Source organism: Citrobacter sp. wls827, assembly GCF_005280875.1.
GTDB lineage: Bacteria > Pseudomonadota > Gammaproteobacteria > Enterobacterales > Enterobacteriaceae > Citrobacter > Citrobacter youngae.
Genome location: NZ_SZWR01000022.1, coordinates 129,825 through 148,953 on the forward strand (window position 1 = coordinate 129,825; position 19,129 = coordinate 148,953).

27 protein-coding genes and 1 other annotated feature are annotated in these 19,129 nt (G+C 50.7%); of the genes, 20 read left to right on the forward strand and 7 right to left on the reverse strand.

Annotation, left to right across the window (positions count from 1 at the left end):
* Positions 1 to 933, forward strand: a 933-nt coding sequence (tyrA, locus tag FDX03_RS19265; protein WP_249357115.1) for a bifunctional chorismate mutase/prephenate dehydrogenase, incomplete at its 5' end; no start/stop codon positions are given.
* Positions 934 to 977: 44 nt separating this feature from the next.
* Here tyrA and pheA read toward each other — a convergent pair.
* From pheA to FDX03_RS19285, 4 genes are all read right to left on the reverse strand, one after another.
* Positions 978 to 2,138: a bifunctional chorismate mutase/prephenate dehydratase gene (gene pheA, locus FDX03_RS19270; RefSeq protein WP_061068376.1), complete on the reverse strand. Its 1,161-nt coding sequence runs from the start codon at positions 2,136 to 2,138 to the stop codon at positions 978 to 980.
* 21 nt (positions 2,139 to 2,159) lie between these two features.
* Positions 2,160 to 2,285 (reverse strand) — a sequence feature (Phe leader region).
* Positions 2,237 to 2,284 (reverse strand): pheA operon leader peptide PheL, encoded by a 48-nt coding sequence (gene pheL, locus FDX03_RS19275; protein ID WP_100250063.1) that lies wholly within the window; start codon positions 2,282 to 2,284, stop codon positions 2,237 to 2,239. It overlaps the preceding feature by 48 nt.
* Before the next feature lie 162 nt (positions 2,286 to 2,447).
* A complete protein-coding gene (locus FDX03_RS19280) occupies positions 2,448 to 3,440 on the reverse strand; it encodes a tyrosine-type recombinase/integrase (protein ID WP_170973113.1) in 993 nt (330 codons plus the stop codon).
* Between the two features lie 66 nt (positions 3,441 to 3,506).
* The gene (locus FDX03_RS19285; RefSeq protein ID WP_137346423.1) at positions 3,507 to 3,815 is read right to left on the reverse strand and encodes a helix-turn-helix transcriptional regulator; all 309 of its coding nucleotides are present in this window, start codon (positions 3,813 to 3,815) and stop codon (positions 3,507 to 3,509) included.
* Positions 3,816 to 3,916: 101 nt separating this feature from the next.
* Between FDX03_RS19285 and FDX03_RS19290 the strand changes: the two genes are divergently transcribed.
* The 5 genes from FDX03_RS19290 (at position 3,917) to FDX03_RS22765 (ending at position 8,233) form a co-directional block, all read left to right on the forward strand.
* Entirely contained in the window at positions 3,917 to 4,204 is a 288-nt protein-coding gene (locus FDX03_RS19290; RefSeq protein WP_137346424.1) for a Cox family DNA-binding protein, read from the forward strand.
* Positions 4,205 to 4,237: 33 nt separating this feature from the next.
* On the forward strand, positions 4,238 to 4,558 hold the full coding sequence (locus FDX03_RS19295; protein WP_137346425.1) for a hypothetical protein: 321 nt from the start codon (positions 4,238 to 4,240) through the stop codon (positions 4,556 to 4,558).
* A gap of 15 nt (positions 4,559 to 4,573) precedes the next feature.
* Positions 4,574 to 5,143, forward strand: coding sequence for a 3'-5' exonuclease (locus tag FDX03_RS19300; protein WP_137346426.1), 570 nt, complete (start codon positions 4,574 to 4,576; stop codon positions 5,141 to 5,143).
* A gap of 260 nt (positions 5,144 to 5,403) precedes the next feature.
* A complete protein-coding gene (locus FDX03_RS19310) occupies positions 5,404 to 8,061 on the forward strand; it encodes a toprim domain-containing protein (protein ID WP_137346428.1) in 2,658 nt (885 codons plus the stop codon).
* 4 nt (positions 8,062 to 8,065) lie between these two features.
* Complete coding sequence (locus tag FDX03_RS22765) at positions 8,066 to 8,233, forward strand: hypothetical protein (protein ID WP_170973114.1); 168 nt, start codon at positions 8,066 to 8,068, stop codon at positions 8,231 to 8,233.
* Positions 8,234 to 8,276: 43 nt separating this feature from the next.
* Here FDX03_RS22765 and FDX03_RS19315 read toward each other — a convergent pair whose 3' ends face one another.
* From FDX03_RS19315 to FDX03_RS19325, 3 genes are read right to left on the reverse strand one after another with little or no spacing between them, the layout of a single operon-like run.
* A complete protein-coding gene (locus FDX03_RS19315) occupies positions 8,277 to 8,606 on the reverse strand; it encodes an ogr/Delta-like zinc finger family protein (RefSeq protein ID WP_137346429.1) in 330 nt (109 codons plus the stop codon).
* Positions 8,606 to 9,625 (reverse strand): phage portal protein, encoded by a 1,020-nt coding sequence (locus tag FDX03_RS19320; protein ID WP_137346430.1) that lies wholly within the window; start codon positions 9,623 to 9,625, stop codon positions 8,606 to 8,608. Before FDX03_RS19320 ends, FDX03_RS19315 begins: the two co-directional genes overlap by 1 nt.
* Positions 9,622 to 11,406, reverse strand: a complete 1,785-nt coding sequence (locus tag FDX03_RS19325; protein WP_045721523.1) for a terminase family protein — start codon at positions 11,404 to 11,406, stop codon at positions 9,622 to 9,624. The genes FDX03_RS19320 and FDX03_RS19325 overlap by 4 nt, the downstream gene beginning before the upstream one ends.
* 143 nt (positions 11,407 to 11,549) lie before the next feature.
* On the opposite strand from FDX03_RS19325, the gene FDX03_RS19330 reads away from it, so the two are divergent.
* The 14 genes from FDX03_RS19330 to FDX03_RS19395 all read left to right on the forward strand — a co-directional run bounded on the left by FDX03_RS19330 (position 11,550) and on the right by FDX03_RS19395 (position 19,047).
* Positions 11,550 to 12,389 carry a GPO family capsid scaffolding protein gene (locus FDX03_RS19330; RefSeq protein ID WP_137346452.1) on the forward strand — a complete coding sequence of 280 codons (840 nt, stop codon included), beginning with the start codon at positions 11,550 to 11,552 and terminating at the stop codon, positions 12,387 to 12,389.
* 34 nt (positions 12,390 to 12,423) lie between these two features.
* Positions 12,424 to 13,443 carry a phage major capsid protein, P2 family gene (locus FDX03_RS19335; protein ID WP_137346431.1) on the forward strand — a complete coding sequence of 340 codons (1,020 nt, stop codon included), beginning with the start codon at positions 12,424 to 12,426 and terminating at the stop codon, positions 13,441 to 13,443.
* A 10-nt stretch (positions 13,444 to 13,453) separates the two neighbouring features.
* Positions 13,454 to 14,152: a phage terminase small subunit gene (gene gpM, locus FDX03_RS19340; protein ID WP_137346432.1), complete on the forward strand. Its 699-nt coding sequence runs from the start codon at positions 13,454 to 13,456 to the stop codon at positions 14,150 to 14,152.
* Between the two features lie 18 nt (positions 14,153 to 14,170).
* Complete coding sequence (locus tag FDX03_RS19345) at positions 14,171 to 14,362, forward strand: hypothetical protein (protein WP_061595519.1); 192 nt, start codon at positions 14,171 to 14,173, stop codon at positions 14,360 to 14,362.
* A gap of 93 nt (positions 14,363 to 14,455) precedes the next feature.
* Positions 14,456 to 14,908: a head completion/stabilization protein gene (locus tag FDX03_RS19350; protein WP_137346433.1), complete on the forward strand. Its 453-nt coding sequence runs from the start codon at positions 14,456 to 14,458 to the stop codon at positions 14,906 to 14,908.
* On the forward strand, positions 14,905 to 15,387 hold the full coding sequence (locus FDX03_RS19355) for a phage tail protein (protein WP_045719146.1): 483 nt from the start codon (positions 14,905 to 14,907) through the stop codon (positions 15,385 to 15,387). Before FDX03_RS19350 ends, FDX03_RS19355 begins: the two co-directional genes overlap by 4 nt.
* Positions 15,384 to 16,088, forward strand: coding sequence for a hypothetical protein (locus tag FDX03_RS19360; RefSeq protein ID WP_044713206.1), 705 nt, complete (start codon positions 15,384 to 15,386; stop codon positions 16,086 to 16,088). The genes FDX03_RS19355 and FDX03_RS19360 overlap by 4 nt, the downstream gene beginning before the upstream one ends.
* Positions 16,085 to 17,212, forward strand: coding sequence for a DUF2586 domain-containing protein (locus FDX03_RS19365; protein ID WP_137346434.1), 1,128 nt, complete (start codon positions 16,085 to 16,087; stop codon positions 17,210 to 17,212). Before FDX03_RS19360 ends, FDX03_RS19365 begins: the two co-directional genes overlap by 4 nt.
* Complete coding sequence (locus FDX03_RS19370) at positions 17,209 to 17,664, forward strand: phage protein (RefSeq protein WP_137346435.1); 456 nt, start codon at positions 17,209 to 17,211, stop codon at positions 17,662 to 17,664. Before FDX03_RS19365 ends, FDX03_RS19370 begins: the two co-directional genes overlap by 4 nt.
* Before the next feature lie 12 nt (positions 17,665 to 17,676).
* Positions 17,677 to 17,973 (forward strand): phage holin family protein, encoded by a 297-nt coding sequence (locus FDX03_RS19375; RefSeq protein ID WP_088903155.1) that lies wholly within the window; start codon positions 17,677 to 17,679, stop codon positions 17,971 to 17,973.
* Positions 17,970 to 18,311, forward strand: a complete 342-nt coding sequence (locus FDX03_RS19380; RefSeq protein WP_137346436.1) for a M15 family metallopeptidase — start codon at positions 17,970 to 17,972, stop codon at positions 18,309 to 18,311. The genes FDX03_RS19375 and FDX03_RS19380 overlap by 4 nt, the downstream gene beginning before the upstream one ends.
* Entirely contained in the window at positions 18,311 to 18,643 is a 333-nt protein-coding gene (locus FDX03_RS19385) for a hypothetical protein (RefSeq protein ID WP_137346437.1), read from the forward strand. The genes FDX03_RS19380 and FDX03_RS19385 overlap by 1 nt, the downstream gene beginning before the upstream one ends.
* Complete coding sequence (locus FDX03_RS23655) at positions 18,570 to 18,803, forward strand: hypothetical protein (protein ID WP_137346438.1); 234 nt, start codon at positions 18,570 to 18,572, stop codon at positions 18,801 to 18,803. The genes FDX03_RS19385 and FDX03_RS23655 overlap by 74 nt, the downstream gene beginning before the upstream one ends.
* On the forward strand, positions 18,790 to 19,047 hold the full coding sequence (locus FDX03_RS19395; RefSeq protein ID WP_137346439.1) for a putative phage tail assembly chaperone: 258 nt from the start codon (positions 18,790 to 18,792) through the stop codon (positions 19,045 to 19,047). Before FDX03_RS23655 ends, FDX03_RS19395 begins: the two co-directional genes overlap by 14 nt.
* Positions 19,048 to 19,129 lie beyond the last annotated feature (82 nt).

Consider the following 19,129-nt stretch of genomic DNA (forward strand, 5'->3'; position numbering starts at 1 on the left):
CTGGGGGTGCCGCCAGATCTGATCGAAGATGTATTGCGTCGGGTTATGCGCGAGTCTTATTCCAGTGAGAATGACAAAGGCTTTAAGACGCTTTGTCCTTCTTTGCGTCCGGTGGTGATCGTCGGTGGTGGCGGACAGATGGGGCGGCTGTTCGAGAAGATGCTGACGCTGTCTGGTTATCAGGTGCGGATCCTGGAACAGCAGGACTGGGATCGCGCCACGGAGATCGTCGCCGATGCAGGCATGGTGATCGTCAGTGTGCCGATCCACGTCACCGAACTGGTAATCGCCAAATTACCGCGCCTGCCGCCTGACTGTATTCTGGTTGATCTGGCCTCAGTGAAAAATGGTCCTCTGCAGGCGATGCTGGCGGCACATGACGGTCCGGTGGTGGGGTTACACCCAATGTTTGGTCCGGACAGCGGCAGCCTGGCAAAGCAGGTCGTCGTCTGGTGTGATGGACGTCAGCCGGAAGCCTATCAGTGGTTTCTGGAACAGATTCAGGTATGGGGTGCACGACTACATCGGATCAGCGCCGTTGAACACGATCAGAACATGGCGTTTATTCAGGCATTGCGTCACTTTGCGACCTTTGCTTACGGTCTGCATTTAGCGGAAGAGAATGTTCAACTGGAGCAGCTGCTGGCGCTCTCTTCACCTATTTACCGTCTTGAACTGGCAATGGTTGGCCGTCTGTTTGCCCAGGATCCTCAGCTCTATGCCGATATTATTATGTCGTCTGAAAGCAACCTTGCGCTGATCAAGCGCTACTACCAACGTTTTGGTGAGGCGATCGGTTTACTGGAGCAGGGCGATAAGCAGGCTTTTATCGACAGTTTCCGTAAGGTGGAACACTGGTTTGGCGACTATGCGCAGCGCTTCCAGAGTGAAAGCCGTACTTTGTTACGCCAGGCGAATGACAGCCGTCCTTAATTAAGATGCCGGATAAGCGTAGTGCCATCCGGCATTGTCAAACGTTAGCTTGGATCGACCGGCACCACGTTTTCACTCGGATAACATCCCAATACTTTCATCGAACGCGTAATCTCACCCAGCTCTTTCAATGCTTTTTGCATTTGGGGCGATTCCAGATTGGCCTGGATATCGAGATAAAACATCTCTTCCCACGGATTGCCGTGAATCGGGCGTGATTCCAGCTTGGTCATAATCAGATTATGGTTACGCAGCACCAGCAATGCTTCTACCAGCGCACCTGCCTGTTGTCCTGTCGCCATCAGCAACGTTGTTTTCGCTGGAACCTGGTCAGAAACATTGATTGCTTTACGTGCCAGTACCACGAAGCGGGTAATGTTTTGTGTCTGATTAGCTTCAATATGCTCAAGTACCTGCAGACCATGCAGTACACCACCGGCTTCGCTTCCCAGGGCTGCCACGCGTGGCGAATTAGCCTGGGCGACCTTTTCCATCGCAGCTGAAGTGCTTTCAGTGTATTCAATCTTCCAGTGCGGGTAGCGGTTCAGGAACTTGCTGCACTGCTGGAACGGTTGTGGGTGGCTGTATACCGTGTCGATGCTCTCCAGATCGGTTGTTCCCGACACCAGTACGCAATGATCGATAGTAATCGTCATCTCGCCAACGATAGACAGGCTGGTGTGCTGCAGCAGATCGTAAACGTCATTAATCGCACCGGAACTGGTGTTTTCAATAGGCACTACCGCGTAGTCTGCCTGTCCGGTCTCAACCTGATTAAAGATATCGGCAAATTTCGCGCAGCCGCTTTCAATAAACTGCTCAAAATGACGTGCGGCATACTGACGGGCGGCGAGGTGTGAGTAAGACCCTTTTGGTCCCAGGAAGGCAACACGAGCGGAATGCGGGTTGCTCTTATTCAGATGCTGCTGAAGGAGCGCCTGCTGGGTCAGGACGGAGTCTTCGATAATCAGCTGGAACAGGCGAGTAATGTAATGAGCATCAAGATGATGTGCTTTGCCAAGCTGAATCAGGCGGTCTAACAGGTCGCGCTCACGGTCGATATCACGAACCGGACGATGTGAAAGCAGTTTAGCTTTGCCAACTTCTACGGCCAGTCCACGTCGCTCAGCCAGCAGGGCCAGTAATTTTTCATCCAGCGTGCTGATCTTATCGCGCAGCGCCAGCAATGGGTTTTCCGATGTCATAGTGTTGCCTTTCTTGTTATCAAAAAAAAGGCCTCCCGTTGTGGGAGGCCTTATTGTTCGTCTTCGCATTCTTTATCACACGACGAAACGCCTCCCATTCAGGGGAAGGTAAAAAAGAATGCGAAGAAGAACGGGACAAGTTTCATGTAATTTTCCTTTGGCTACATCAGTAAAGTACCCGTACTGTTTTCACCATGTCAACAAAAAACGCGCCCGAAGGTGCGTTTATAATGCCCGTCAAATAAGGCGCTCATTGATAAATCAATATGTTATGAGCGCCTCTTTTACCCTAATACACCCTAAAATGCCCTAGTTCATGGACATTATGTGGACACTCCCGCGCATTGGATTAAATCGTATGGCATCAGTCAGATAATCTGGGGCGAAGTGCGCATATGTCATTGTTTGCTCAATTGTCGTATGCCCCAAAATGCGCTGCAGCGTGATGATATTTCCACCGTTTATCATGAAATGCGTTGCGAAGGTATGGCGTAAAACATGCAGTGCCTGACCTTTCGGTAAGTCTGGCTTTACCTTCCGCAGAACATCACGAACCCGTTCATAGTTGGTATTGAACAATTTCCCCGATTTACGTGTGAGGATATAGTCCGCGATTTCCTTTGATATCGGTACGGTTCGAGCTGGACCAGTTTTGGTTTTAACAAACGTTACACGGTTACTTATAACGTGTTCAGCTTTGAGATTACTGGCTTCTCCCCATCGTGCACCTGTATTCAGGCACAGAACGACAACCCTGCGGTCATCACCGGTAAGAGCAATCAGTAAATTGCGGATCTCTTCTTCAGACAGAAACGACATTTCTGTATTTTCCAGACGCAGTTTCTTCACCGCATGGAATGGATTTTCGTGGTGGAACTCCTCCATATCGATCAACAGACTGAACATGCTGGACATGACACAGAAATCCCTGTTAACCGTTCCGGCTGAAACTCCGCTGTGAAGCCTTTCCGCACGATATTTCATCAGAAAATTACGGGTAAGTTCGTATACTCTAGGTTCGGCCATTTCACGATTGATTTTATCCAGGCGCTTTTTATATGAGTCACCATAATTGTGATTCTTCCCGTGATAACTCCACCATATGGCAATCAAATCAGACAGTAGTCTTCTGTCAGCGGGTTTGTCCTGCCACTCTTTATCGTGGAAATTTGTCAGAACATACTTTTCATATGCCTGAGCTTCCGCTTTACGACTAAATTTGCGGCGAATTCTTCTCCCTGAAGTTCCGCGCGGTCTTACGTCCACTTCAAAACGACCATCATCGAGCTTCTTAATCGACATAGCGAAGCCCTCCGATATTTGAGTCATTATGTAAATTTTGCTCTAACGCATAGAAAAACCAGATGTTTAGCCAATTTTTCGGGGTGAGCGGGATAATGTTTTGTTGTCTTGCCCATCAGGGGAGAGAGACGGGGATATCTGTCCCGCAACTGGTGCCGTTTTATCTGTCATTAGCCAGAGTGTGTATTTTTCGAATTGTGGGTGTTTCAGTACTACATCAAGAATTGCTAACCCAACCTCCCTCTGGCCGCTTTCATAGTTCTTAACCGTACTCAAAGCGATACCGATCATCTCTGAGAAAGATGATTGTGTTAGCCCTTCAGCTTTCCTGATTTGTCGCAATTTCTGAGCATGAGTCCTTGACGAGGTATTCATGTGTAGACTATCCTTGCGTAAAGTCTTCTTTAGAAGACCAAAACAAACCCTAATACGTCTTAAAGCGTACTAGGAACCTAAACTAACGGAGGATATCACAGATGAAGGAGCTAGCAGAAAACGCGCTTTCAGAGTTGGTGACCCCTGAGCTTTTTGCTGAATATATCGGCAAAACACCAGCTGCAATTCGCAAGATGGCCACGGCTGGAAAATTGCCGGTGATCCGAATGAAAGACCCTCAGAACCCATCAAAGAAAGGTGGTGAAATTTATATTCATCGTGGCGAGTGGGATGCTTATGCGGAACATCTTGCAAAAGAAGCTCCCCCGGAATGGCACGATTGGAAAAATCGGCTATTCACAACTGAAAAATCCAGAAATCAGAATTAAATATTAACTTCATTAGATAATGTGAAATTAACTATGAAAAGCAAATATGCCACGCTTATTCGGAATTTGTTGCAAAGCTATCACGCACAGGCAACAGCGATTGATAAAGAAAATTTCTCTGTCCACAGTGACGGTATTCATTTGATGGAGTTGAATCTTCAGTTGGCTAAGTGTCTGGAAGGAATATCCGCAACAGCACGATTTAATAATGATGTTGATGATTTTGCCGAACTTCACAAAATTACACTGATGGCATTTAATGGTGATATACCAACGGAAGATAATATTCCAGTGCTCTCGTCTCTTGCTTCAGGAGTAATGAGAAAAAACAATTCTAATCTGAAAGCTGTTTAACATTAAGGGAATGCCATGAAACATTTAATGATTGACCTTGAAACAATGGATAACAAACCAACTGCTGCAATTACTTCTATAGGTGCGGTATTTTTTGACCCTGCATCAGGGGAAATGGGGGCAACGTTTTATCGTAATATTATGCTGGAGAGCAGTGTTGCACATGGCTGCACTATAGGTGCTGAGACAGTTTTGTGGTGGATGCGGCAAGAGCCGGAGGCTAGCCGTGCATGGCTTTATGGTGGAAGCCAGGACTTGCGTGATGTAATTGAGGATTTATTAACCTTTATTAATAATAATTGTGATACACATACTTTACAGGTGTGGGGAAAAGGACCCAGTTTTGATAATGTAATTCTTCGGAATGCAGTAGAAAAGTGCGGCTATCGTTTTCCATTCTGGAATTTTTGGAATGACCGTGATGTAAGAACGGTTGAACAGTTGGCAAGAGATTTGGGTCTGAATATCAATAAAATTATCAAATTTGAAGGGGTTCCTCACCATGCCCTGGATGACGCTGTTCATCAGGTGAAGGTTGTCTCTTATGTCTGGATGTATTTACTAAAAATATCTAGTGTGAAGTAACTATGCTGAAAGTGACCTCTCATGCAAGTGAAAGTGTCATTAACAAGGCATTTTCAGCGCTGACAGAATATTACAGTGGCAAAAAAATATATCAGGTTATTAAGCCGAATCATTATTTCTCTGTTCATGTCTCCTATCGCTGGCGATTACTTAGCAAGGATAAGGGCAGAAGCTGGGAGTTAATGACACATGAAAGATATAACAAGCAGTACAGAATATAGTTTTTGCCTTTTATTCATTATTTCACACATGGATTATATATGAACGCAACGATACAACAGGACGTTGTGCGCCGTCTTGTTCAGGATTTTGAGTTTAAAGAGCGGGATAAGTATTTGCAGCAGGGTGTATGCCCTAAGTGTCGTAAGCGCGAATTATTCACCAGCATAGATAAGCCCTGGATTCTGAAGTGTGGCCGCGAAAATAACTGCGGCCATCAGGTCGTTGTTAAAGAACTGTACCCGGATATTTTTGAGGACTGGTCTACGCGGTATCAGGACACACCAGAAACACCACACGCAGCTGCTGAGGCGTATCTGCGTGAGGCCAGAGGGCTGGATACCGAACCACTGAAGGGTTTCTTCACCCAGGGTGCGTTTGCCAAAGATAATATGGGTTCGGCAACGGTTAGATTTAAGCTGTCCTGTGGTGCCATATGGGAACGCATTATTGACCAGCCCCAACGCTTTGGTAAGCAAAAAGCCAATATCAAAGGGAGCTATGTCGGTCACTGGTGGGTGCCACCTTCTGTCAATCTGCTGGAAGTGAATGAAATCTGGATCACTGAGGGGATATTTAATGCGCTGAGTCTTTGCCAGGCAGGTTTACCCGCCGTTGCCACGCTGAGCAGTAACAACTACCCGCTGGCCGCACTGGATACCCTGGCCAAAGAACTGGGTGAAAAACCGCGCCCACGCCTTGTATGGGCGTTTGACGGCGATAAGGCCGGCACAAAGCATACGCTGGCGTTTGCTGCCCGTAGCGAGGCTGCCGGCTGGAAAGTTCGCGCGGCGCAGCCGGTGAAATCATCCTCCAGTCTGGACTGGAATGACTTGTTACTGCGTGGCCGATTCAGTAAATCGGACATCAAAAATTATCGCTACTATGGCGATATTCTGCTGGCGAAAAGCCCGACTGAAAAAGCGCTGCTCATGCATCAACATAATGAGTGGCATTCGTTCTATTTTGAACACAATTCCCGCATGTACTGGTTTGAACTGGATCTGGACAGGTACATGCGAGCCTATGAGCGAATCAGTAGCACCGCTAGCGAAGTTATCCAGGACTGGGAAGCCAAAGAACGTGCGGTGAAAGAATCTGGCGGCGTGACAGAAATTGCTAACTGCTGGCTGACTCCACTCTATTTCCAGCGTTCTGAACCTACTGACGAGTCCTGGTATTACGTTAAGGTCAACATGCCGAACCGGCCAGCAGTGAAGGATACCTTCACTGCGAACCAGCTCACCAGCTCCGCCGAGTTTAAGAAACGTTTGCTGCATATCGCCAAAGGGGCGGTATACACCGGCAGCACCAAACAGCTGGATAAGTTCATCCAGATGCGCCTTCCTGAAATAAAAGAGGTTAAGACGCAGAATTTTATCGGCTACAACAAAGATTATTCTGCGTGGCTGTTTAACCGTGTGGCCGTGTGCGATGGCCGGCTGTATGAGATGAACGATGAAGACTATTTTGAAATCAATCACGCAAGTGTAAAAAGCCTGAGCCTGACACCATCACTGGATCTGAATCCAAAGCTGAATGAATTTACCACGGGCTGGATTGACGATATCTGGACGGCATTTGGTGAAAAGGGGTACGTGGCGCTGGCGTTCTGGCTGGGGTCGCTGTTTGCCGAACAAATCCGGGAGCGCGATAAGTCATTCCCGTTTCTGGAAATCGTGGGTGAACCGGGGACAGGTAAATCCACGTTGATTGAATTTCTGTGGAAGCTCGCCGGCCGTGAAGAATACGAAGGGTTTGATCCTTCTAAATCCACGGCCGCGGCGCGTGGGCGAAACTTTGCCCAGGTCGGCAACCTGCCGGTTGTGTTAATCGAAGGCGACCGCACCACGGATAATGCCAAGCAACGCGCTTTTGACTGGGATGAGCTGAAATCGCTGTATAACGGCCGCGCTTCCCGTGCTGTGGGGATAAAGTCCAACAATAACGAGACATACGAACCGCCATTCAGGGGCAGCATTGTGATCGCACAGAACGCCGATACAGACGGCAGTAAGGCGTTTCTGGAGCGTATTATCCATATCTATACAGACAAGCGTGGGCAGTCTATTCAGACGCGCCATGCCGCAGAACGACTTGAACAACTCCCCGTTAGTCAGGTATCCGGATTCACACTACTGGCCACTATGCGCGAAAAAGAAATCATGCAGACGTTCGGCAAGGGGTACGAACGCGCCAGGAATGAGCTGGAGTCTAACAGCAATATTCGCCATATCCGTATTGCAAAGAATCACGCGCAGCTTGTGGGCTTGCTGGAGGCGCTTGCGCTTGTTGTGCCGGTGCCGGTTGAGCGCATAGAAAAAACGCGTGAAGCCATCACCGCATTGGCCATTGAACGTTGTCAGGCGCTTAAAAAGGATCACCCGATGGTGCAGGAGTTTTGGGAGCTGTTTGATTACCTGGATGAACTGGCACCCTATGGCATCAACCATTCATCAGATGAAAATGAAATTGCAGTTAATTTCAACCACATGGAAGAAGTTGCGGCAGCACACCGGCAGCGTATTCCATTCACGTTAACGGAAATTAAAAAGCTGCTTAAAAACGGTAATGAACGGCGGTTCATCAGACAAAGCACCACGCGCAGCGCGGTAAGTGAGCGCCATAACCGTGGTAAAGGGGATATGCAGAGGATGCCGGAAACGTTCCGGTGCTGGATATTTAGTAGGGAGAAATAGGATTATGTCTGACTGGTTATTATGGGGAGCATCGCTTGTTCTGGCTTTGCTTTCAAAAGTCGTGAGAAAAACGGATCACGATGTAGTCACTTTATTTTGCATCATCATTGCTTGTGCAATTGGTTATGGTCTGGCCACATTCTCATTTATAAATATGCTTCAGGAACCTTGACGGATAACAGAAGTAAAAAAAAGCACCAATACGGTGCTTTTTTCTAAGCGGCTGCTGTGCCGTCCTGACTTAAAAACTTGAGCATCAGCTGTTTTTGCTGCATATCAAGGCTATTGCAGATAGTGGCGATCAACGCATCGCTGGATTTGGCGCTGGGGCTGATGGTATGTGAGAACGTCATATTCATCACAAAAGTGTGACCGCATTCAACATCAGTACAGGCGCAATATAAATCTGACAGCTCCTTGTGTTTTCTGGCTGTTTTTTTGATAACAGCCCTTGCCTCACATACCGGACAGTAAACCTTCATTACCCGCATATCCATCGCTCCGGAAGTTGGAAAACGATGATATTTTAGCCTTTTTTCGGACATTAATCACCTTCCAGCTCACTGTCTTTCAGGAAATTAAGGTACAGGTGGGGTGGTACATCACTTTCCTGCTCCACTGCGGCGGTGAACATGCGCTGAATAGGTAAAATCTCCGCTTTACGGTAGGTTTTGGCCGCTTTCTCAATATCTCCCATCACAGCCCCGTTCGTGGGGATAATCCCCGCCAGACCGGCCGGGAAACGGTGTGCGGTGAGTACGTCCTGAGCGCTGATGCTTTTTACGTTCTGAAACTCATCTTTGGCGCTGATATCACCAATCGGGATAAATTTAATGGCATCCGGATCGCCTTTGGGGATATTCACAAACATGGTGCTGAAATTCCCGATCCCCTTCGACTGCTCCAGCTTCTGAATGATTTCTTCTTCCACTTCATCGGTCATGTTCGGGTCATTAGAATAGAGCACACCGCCCGTATGTGCGCCGTTGTGATAGTAACGCCGGCGAAAAATCGTGGCTTCACCGTTGAGCAGGGCGGAGTGGATGCCGCTGATGTAATCTGGCAGACCATAAATCGCCTGTTGCGGATCGTACTGCCTGAGAAAAATAATATCTTCAGGCGGGTAAATCATCGGTTCACCCTGCTGCAGCACAACAAATTCCCCGGTCTTACGCTGGCGGGTATAGAGTGCCGGCAGCGGGTACAGTGCGACCACATCCCCCCAGCCGTTACGTACCTTGAGAATGGCCACATCACCGAACGTCAGCCAGTCAAACACGGCCGCGCCAAGCTGTTCATGGGTCAGGCCGCCGCCATCATAATTTGCTGTCACCATATTGCGACGGGCATACAGTACGCCTCCGTGTTGTGCGTTCAGGTTCACCAGTTGCGCCAGTGCCAGCCTGTCAATCGGGAGCGTCCAGTGTTCCGCCTCATTGTCATACCAGACGTCTGTATAGTTCGTGCCGGTCGTCAGAATGGGTTCTGGCTTACCCAGGGTGATAAGGCTCATATGGCGCTGTTTGGCAACGGTGCGGCGTTCCCTGTATTTCCGTTTTTTCATGCTGCTTTCCCTAAGTTACCCCAGCGTGATTTACGCTGGTTTTCAAAGTTTAATGGTTCGTTGTCAATGGCATGGGCGATAGCCCAGAAACTGTCAGCGTGGCCGGTTTCAGCTGTACGGTCGGCAACAAACGTCATGGCGTTACCGCTGGCCGTGGACGTTCTGCGGATGGTCATAAAGCTGGCGGCGATTTCGGTTTTCTCCTTGTCCCATTCCACGCGGTTGTCTTCGATAACGTCGATCATCTTCATCACCAGGCGGTTTTTCGTTTCCACGCCGTAGCGGATAGCCACTGCCTGACGCATGGCAAAGTGCTGAACATCTTCAAATACACCACTCCCCAGCCCTGTGATATCAATGCCGATGTAAGTCATGTTGTACTGGCCAAACAGTTTTTTGATTTGTGCCGCCTGCCATTTCCAGTTCATACCCTGCCAGTGGAATACACGCAGCACGCGAAATTTTTCGACGGCCACTATCGGCGGGGCGACAATGACAAAGGTTGAAGTGTCGCCGCTGCGAGCCGGGTCATAACCCGCCCACACTTCACGATTGCCAAACGGCCGGGGCAGGTCTTCGTCATGATCCTCCCAGATATCCGGATCAATACAGCAGCGTTCCACATGGGAGAACGAAAAAACGCTGTCCTTGCTGTCCACGAATACACACATGTACAGCATGTTGAAGGTGTCGCGGTTGTAGCGATTGCGCAGCTTTTCGATGCTGGCCAGATTGAACCCGCCCGCAATCGCATCTTCCAGCGTGATGATGTAGCGCCACTGGCCATCAGGACATAATCGTCCGCCGTCACGCAGCTCCTTCTCTGTTGGGAACGCCACGCGTGCGCGTTTCTTGTCGCCGCGTTTCCATTCCTCGCCCGTCCAGAACGGGTAAGCCTGGTGTGTTTTACTGCTGGGGGTGGAAAAGTAGGTGGTGCGCCATTTGTCGTGTGTGGCCATTGCGCTGGCCACTTCGTTTAATTTTGCAAAGTTGGGTACCCAGAAATATTCATCACAATAGAGATGGCCACTGTATGACTGGGCGGTGTTCTTATTGGTGGACAGGAAGCGCAGCTCCGCGCCGTTGGACAGGCGGATGGGGTTGCCTGTCAGTTCCACGCCGAAATACTGCTCCGCAATATTGACGATATAGCTGCGGAATACTTCAGCCTGAGCCTTTGACGCGGACAGGAAGATTTGCGGATCACCTGTCATAACCGCATTCTCAAAGGCTTCTATTGAGAAATACCAGGTTGCGCCAATCTGGCGACTTTTCAGGATATTCCTGATTTGCTGATGGAGATTGGCGCGAAGGTGTTTCTGGTAGCCGAAAAGGTGCTCGAGCGCGAACCGGTCAAAATCTTCCTGTGTCAGTCCGCTGATATCATTCTTTTTGTACTTGCCACGTTTCCGGGGCTTTTCGTCTCCACCGGACTGGCGGGAAGCCGGCGCATCACTTTCGCTGTGCTTAATTTCTGCCAGCTTTTCCTGATGCTTATTGTGCTGTGCTCGCAGTTTAACGAGATGAGAAACGAGGCTGTCCAGCTCCCGCAGCTCCAGCTCCGATTTCCCTTCACGTAATGTCAGCGACTGAATGCGGCGGTTTAATGCATCTTCGGTTGATTCGTGGCTGAGTAATTCCGCCCAGCAATATTTCTCCGCCCAGTAATAGACAATGCGTCTGTTAGGCAGATTAAGTTCACTGGCAATTTCCTGCGGGGTATAACGTTTTAAATAAAGCGCCCGCGCAACGCCTTTTAATTCTTCTGAGTATTTAGCCATGCACACATTATGCACGGGCGTTTCTTTATTAAATCCTGCTTTATTTCTGATGTGTTCGGTTAATTGTTTATATCCGAAATGAAGTGAATGCGGCGGTTAATTTAATTGGCGATACTGAAAACCGCAGCAGGAAGGGAGGCAATATGTCAGGTTCACAGCTGGCAACAAACTGGATTTGTATCGCTACTGCGGGTGAAACGGTGGATAAGCGAACCATTGAGGAACAATGGTTACTGGATGCTGCCGAGTTATATGACTACTCACTTTATCCTGCCTTGTTATGGCCGGAACATACCCGTAATTACGGAAATATGGGTGAGGTACTGGAATTAAAAGCTGAACGTGATGATGAAGGAATCTTGCGTTTATATGCCCGTCTTTGCCCGGCTATTTCATTGCTTCAGGCAAATGCAAAGGGTCAGCTTTTATTTTTATCACCGGAGTTTACCCCGGACGGTAATTTCAGAAGTACAGGCAAAACCTATCTTGAGGGGCTGGCTGTTACTGACAGTCCGGCTGGGGTAGGTACCACTCGGCTACGTTTCAGCCGCACCAAAGGAAAACGCATCGGTCCATATAAACCGCTGGCGTTTGATGAAGTCAGGGAATTTAAAAAGGAAAAGGGAATGTCAAAGACCGCGAAAAAGGGCTGGCGCCATTTTTTCAGTATTGAAGAACCAGAAGAGATCAAGGATCAGGAAACATTACAGCCTGATGCTTTACAGGCACTCGCTGAAGCGCTGGATGCGATTGATAAGCGTGTATCAGCCATTGAAACCCGTTTGGGTGAGGCGGAAGAAGCGGTATCTGATGTGCAGGAAGACGTGGACACCGTTAAGGAAGTGGTGGATACCGAAGATTTCGCGCGTCTGGTCGGCAACCTGCCGGAGCTGGTGAAGGGCTTCAGCAAGCTGAACGATAAAATCACCAGGCTGCCAAGCAAGCAGTTCAGCAAGGGCAAAAAAGGCTTCAACTTCCTGTAAGGGATGATGCTGATTTTCTCTAAGGAAAATGAATATGCAATTGAATGCAAAAGCCCGTGAGTTTCTGCGTCAGTACCACAACGGGCTGCGTGAATCCTACGGGGCGACCGATGGCGACCGCTGGTTTGCACTGACCGACCCGAAAGAAACCCAGATGCGCAATGCGCTGCTGGAAGAATCATCTTTCCTGAATCTGTTGACGGTTGCTGATGTTGACCAGTTACAGGGGCAGGTGGTGCCGGTTGGCAGTTCTGGCCTGTATACCGGGCGTGTTCTGGATGGCCGTTTCCGTAAAAAAGTGGGCGTCAGCGGTAATGATTACAAGCTGGTCGAAACGGATTCGTGTGCCGCGCTGACCTGGCAACTGCTTTCTGTCTGGGCGAACGCCGGCGATGAAAACGAGTTTTTCCAGCGTGTCCAGGAATTCACCAATCAGGCGTTTGCGCTGGATATGCTGCGTATCGGCTTCAACGGTAAATCTGTTGCTGAAACTACGGATGCCGACAAGAACCCGAACGGCGAAGATGTGAACAAAGGCTGGCACCAGATCGTTAAAGAATGGGATGGCGGTAAGCAGATTGTCACTGATGCGGTTGTGCTCGATGGTGACGGTAAAGGCGATTATGTGTCACTTGATGCAATGGCATCCGACCTTATCAACGCCAAAATCCCGGCACAGTTCCGTAATGACCCGCGTCTGGTGGTTCTGGTGGGGGCTGACCTGGTGGCTGCTGAATCTTTCCGTCTGTACCAGAAAGCCGATAAACCGACTGAAAAGATTGCCGCACAGCTGCTGTCTGACAGTATCGCCGGCCGTACGGCGTATGTTCCGCCGTTTATGCCTGGCAAACGCATGATTGTTACCACACTGCCTAACCTGCACATCTACACCCAGCGCGGCACGCGTCAGCGTAAAGCGGAGTTTGTGGAAGACCGTAAGCAGTATGAAAACAAATACCTGCGTAATGAAGGTTACGCCGTGGAATACCCGGAACTGTACGCCGCATTTGATGAAAGCGCGGTGACAATTGGCGCGGTATCAGCGGGCGAGTAAGGGGGAACTGATGCAACTGTCACCGGCACAGCGACACAGTGCACGTATAGCGGCGGAGCGGTTACTGCGTCAGCAGCAGTCACTTGACAGCGAAACCAGTCTGCATGTCCAGATTGCCGCGCTGGAAAAGGATGTGGCAGCGGCCGCAGCGATTAGCAACCGTGCGGAGCGCATGGAGTTCAAGCGTGATGTGCTGTTGCCCCGCTGGATGCCGACCGCACAAACCTGGCTGGAAAGTGACAGTACGCATCAGAATCCCGTTTTTGCCTGGTGTGTCGTCTGGCTGTTTGATACCGGCCAGTTCGATCAGGCGCTGGACTGGGCGGATGTGGCCATCGAACGGGGACAGGAAACCCCGGCCGAGTTCGGCAGTGCGTTCCCGGTGTTTGTGGCCGATACGGTACTGGCCTGGGCGGAGACGGAAGCCGCACAGGGGCAGGATGTGGAGCCGTATTTCAGCCGTACGCTGGGAAACGTTATGCAGCACTGGAATGTGTATGAGGTCATTAAGGCCAAATACGTGAAGTTTGCCGGTCTGCACCTGCTACGCGATGAGAACGGAGAGCCACGCGCAGCGGCAACGGAAGACAGGGATGTATTGCTCCGGGCGAAGGATTTGCTGGAGCAGGCGAAGGGATTCGACCCTAAATGTGGCGTTGGCACGATGTTGCAGCGTATCGCTGCCCGTCTGCGGGCGCTTGAAAAATAATCATCGGAGAGTTCAAAAATGGCGTTTAAACATTCTCTTGGGCAAGCAGTGAAGATTTCTGTCAGCGGTGAGAAAGGGCATGTGAAAGCCCGAGCAGAATACACCCACTGCTGTAATCAGTATCTCATCCACTATCAGGCCGCTGATGGCCGTGCGGTTGATTCGTGGTTTGAAGAAGGCGAGATTCAGGCCGCAGTCAGCGGCGAATAAGACTACCGACCCGAAAGCGGGCGCGGTGGAGGGGATCGCATCAGCGTATCGCCCGTGGAAACCGGCCAGCCCGCTTTTTTCCGGAGGAACAGGATGTTCAGCGGAACCGCAATTGATTTTGATGATGCCATTCTGACGAATGATGGCTTCTGGCCAGACCTGAGCGTAAAGGATTTTCAGTCCCAGCGTGCTATTCCAGCCGATATCGACGCAGCCACCATCCGTCAGGCGTTACTGACCGCAGCTGGTGAAATCAATGATGATCTGGTCAGGGTAGTGGCAGAGTGTCGCCTCAGTGGCCATGCAAGCGCGGCGGACGTTCCGGGCGTTGAGATTGACGGTGAAAATCTGTTGTGCGCCCGTTACCGCAAAGCTGTTTTTGCCCGTGCCAAAGCTGACCTGATGGGCGAGTTTGCGTCTGTTGGTCGCCGTGAAAGCCATCCGGGGCAGGAAAGTGATGAAACCCGATCCAGTCTGATAGCGGAATCCACGCTGGCGGTACGGCGTATTAAAGGGCTGAAACGCATCACGGTGGCCATGATATGAGCCAGCTCACCGAATTAACGGATTTTCTCATTGCGAACATGCCCAAAAGGGCAATGCAGGGCTTTGACAGCCAGATGGATGAAATCGCATTCATCCCGGCACAGCGTGACACCGGGCTGGGGCAATATCGCATTGCCATCATTCGCTATAACGCTGTGCTGACGTGGGAGCGTTATCCCTACCGTGAGTACGATCCCAAAATCCTGATGGCGTTGTTTATGTCGTGGCTTTGCCAGGATGAGCGGGCGCTCTTTGAGGAAACCGGCATTGATGCCGAACTGCCGGAATTTGATATCGAAACCATCGACCAGGAAACCGCCATTATGGTGGTGACGCTGCCAATGGTGGAGGAACTGAATCTGATCCCCGATCCCAAAGGTCAGATCCCGTTTGATGGCCAGCGCTGGAAGCTGGCAAATCCCGAAGTCTGGACGGCGGATGAGGTGACGGTGATCCCCGTTAATGAGGGGCAGGAATGATAAATGGCGAACTGAATCAGGAACAGTTCCGCCAGCTCCAGGAGGCGCTGAAAAAGCTCGATTTGCCTCCTGCCAAACGTCGTCGGCTGCTGTGGCGAATGGCGAAATACGGCGTGGAAGCCGCAGCAAAGCGCAATGTGCGCAATCAGCAGTCACCGGAGGGGGATAAGTGGCAGGGGAGACAGACCCGGCGTAAAGGCAAAATGTTGCGCAATATGCCGAAACTTATCCGCATCCGTGAAATGCCGGAAACGGAGTCTGTCAGGCTGTATCTGACCGGTGGCAATTACCGGAATGCGAAGGGAAATCTGCCTGCCGGCGTGGTGGGTTATGTCCAGCAGAACGGCATGAGCGTAACCGTCAACCGCAAGCAGGTGGAAGGCCGTGAGCAGGGGGATAAACCTGCATCACTGCGACAGGCGAAACGTCTGCGTAAGGCCGGGTATAAAGTCAGGCGCGGCAAGCGCTGGCGCAAGCCCGGATATAAGGAAATACAGGAAAAAATGACCGCCAGACAGGCAGGTTTGCTTATCCGGATACTGGAGGACAAGCCGGTCAAAACATCCTGGCAGATTGATTTACCTGCCAGGGGATTTCTGGGGATCGGTCAGGATGATTTTAACAAAGCGCTGGCGCGACAGCTTCAGGCTATCGGGTTCGGCTGGGATGTTAACGCGCAGGATATCAGGGGGAGATCATGACCTGGCCAATTGTGACCGTAAACCAGGTAAATCAGCTGCTGGGTGAAACCACGGAAGTGGAGCGCACGCTGCTGTTTATCGGTACGGGAACCAAAAATGTAGGGAAAACGCTGGCAGTTAACGCACAGAGTGATTTCGATGCGCTGCTGGGCGAGGGGGACAGCCCATTAAAAAGTGATGTTCTGGCCGCACTGGCTAATGCCGGGCAAAACTGGTGGGGGTTTATCCATGTACTGGCCGCTGACAGTGAGCCGGGGGCGTGGGTTGATGCCGTCAAAGCGGCACAGGTTTCCTGTTCGGTGGAAGGTGTGGTGCTGTCTGATGATGTGGCAGCAAAAGAGCAGATTAACCAGGCGGCAACGCTGCGATCAGAACTGATTGCAAAATACGGTCGCTGGGTATGGTTCATTCTGGCCGTACAGGGAATGCAGGAAGACGAAGCACAGGCGGATTACCTGACGCGTATGTCCACACTTCAGCAGGGTATTGCGGAAAAAGCCGTGCAGCTTGTTCCGCGTCTGTGGGGGCATGAACCGGGCGTGCTGGCCGGTCGCCTCTGTAATCGCGCTGTTACCATCGCTGACAGTCCGGCGCGGGTGAAAACCGGACCATTACTGAGTCTGGGCAGTGACGAACTGCCGAAAGATGGCACAGGAGCAACACTGGAGCTGGCGACCCTTCAGGCGCTGGAGGCACAGCGTTTCAGCGTGCCAATGTGGTATCCGGACTATGACGGCTTTTACTGGTCTGACGGTCGCACGCTGGACGTTGAGGGCGGTGATTATCAGTCGATTGAGACGTTGCGTATTGTGGATAAGGCTGCACGTCGCGTCCGTCTGCTGGCCATCGGCAAGATTGCCGATCGTTCACTCAACAGTACACCGGGCAGTATTGCCGCACACCAGACGCTGTTTGCCCGTCCGCTGCGTGAAATGTCCACGGCGGCCAGCATTAACGGCGTGTCATTTCCGGGCGAAGTGAAGCCACCGCAGGACGGTGACGTGACCATTGTCTGGAAGAACAAAAAGGCGGTGGATATCTACATTGTGGTGCGTACGTATGAAGTACCACTGCAGATCACCATCAGTCTGTTACTGGATTCGAGTCTGGAGGCCAGCGCATGACCAAACGTATTTCAGGGATGTCCTTTGACGTGTATGTGGACGGCGACCTGCTCCACATCGAAAAGATTTCGCTGGATATCACCGACAACAGCGCCGCAGCCCAGACACGCGGTGTCCCGGACGGCTATGTTGACGGCGATGTTGCCGCCGAAGGGGAAATTGAAGTCAGCTCAAAAGTGCTTCAGGTACTGACGGCCAAAGCCCGTTCAGCCGGTTCATGGCGGGGCATTCCCCCTGTGGACTTCCTTTTTTACGCCAAAGCCGGCAGCGAAGAAATGAAGGTGGAATCCTTCGGGAACAAGCTCCAGCTCAACAGTGTTCTGGATGGCGATCCGAAGGGGGGCAGTGTATCCACGCACAAAATCAAATACTTCGTGACCAGTCCGAAGTTCGTCAACATCAACGGCGTACCGTATCTGGAATCGGAAGCCACGGAAAACCTGATTGGATAAGAGGCTGCAAGGATGCAGGAGTATGAAAAGGGGTTCATTGCACTGGCAGTCATGGGGGCAATGATTGCGCTGGGTAAATTACTTAACAGTGACGAGCCGATCACCCTTCGGCTGGTGACAGGCCGCGTCATTGTGGGCAGTGGTTTGTCACTGATTGCCGGCGTGGCGTTGTACTTTGTCCCGGATATTCATCCGCTTGCGCTGGCTGGGTTTGGTTCCGCGCTGGGCATTCTGGGGCAGAACGTGGTGGAAGCCTGGCTGCGTAAACGGGGTTTTACAGGGATTTTTGATAAAGGGACAGGGAAATGACGCTGAGCGAGAAACAACAACGGTTTACATCAATGATTGCTTTATTGATCCAGTATGCCAACGCCAACGGGATGTGGCTGACGTTTGGTGAAGCGTACCGGACACCGGAACAGGCGGCACTGAACGCGAAGAAGGGCAGCGGTATTTCCAACAGTCTGCATACCCTGCGTCTGGCGGTGGATTTTAACCTGTTCGTGAAGGGTGAGTACAAAACCCGCACGGAAGATTATCTGCCACTGGGTGAATACTGGGAGTCGCTGGGCGGGAGCTGGGGCGGACGCTTTAAAACCCGTCCGGATGGTAATCATTTCAGCCTGGAACATAACGGGGTGCGCTGATGGATCGCGTGGTGTCAGGCTGGTTATTCACCCTTGCTCTGGCATTTCTGGCCGGCTGGAAAACAGCCGGCTGGCAGCGGGACAGTATTGATCTGACTGTCTCAAAAGCGGCCGCCGCGACCGGGGAACAGCTGGCGGATATTGCCGGCATATCTGGTCGCCGGCTGGAAGATAAACTGGAGGCACTGAAAAATGCGCCACCGCGTGAGATTCGTACGGAAGTGGTTAAGCCGGTATTTACCAATAAGTGCCTGTCTGATGATTTTGTCAGCATGTACAACGAAGCCGTCACCAGTACCGAACGTACGCTATCAGGAAAACCTGAAAACTAAATGCGTCACGCAGCTGCCACGTCTGAGTGGCACGCAGGGAAAAGACGCAGCGGAATTACTGACACTTTATCTGGAGTTATACGGGCAGTGTGCTGCACGTCATAACGCGCTGGTTGATGAAATTAATTTAAGAGAGAACGTTATTTATGGAAAAAATTAATCTGGTTGTATGTAAAAAAGAAATTACCTTTGAGCCAAATCAGACGGCTTATAATAAATTCATCAATGAAATGGCGATGGATAATAAAGTGGCACCTGCCCACAATTACCTTATCCGCATTGTAACGCCAGAATGTAAAGAAGCGCTGGAAGACATTCTGAAACGTCCGGGCGCAGCCATTCAGCTTGCCGGAAAGGTAAATGAAATTTATGCGCCTGAGCTGGAAATTGAAGTAAAAAACTGACAAAGCGAGTCCGGTCAATTGAACAGAACGGACTCGAACAATATTTAATTTTGCGTCGTCATTATTTACCACACGGTCAGGA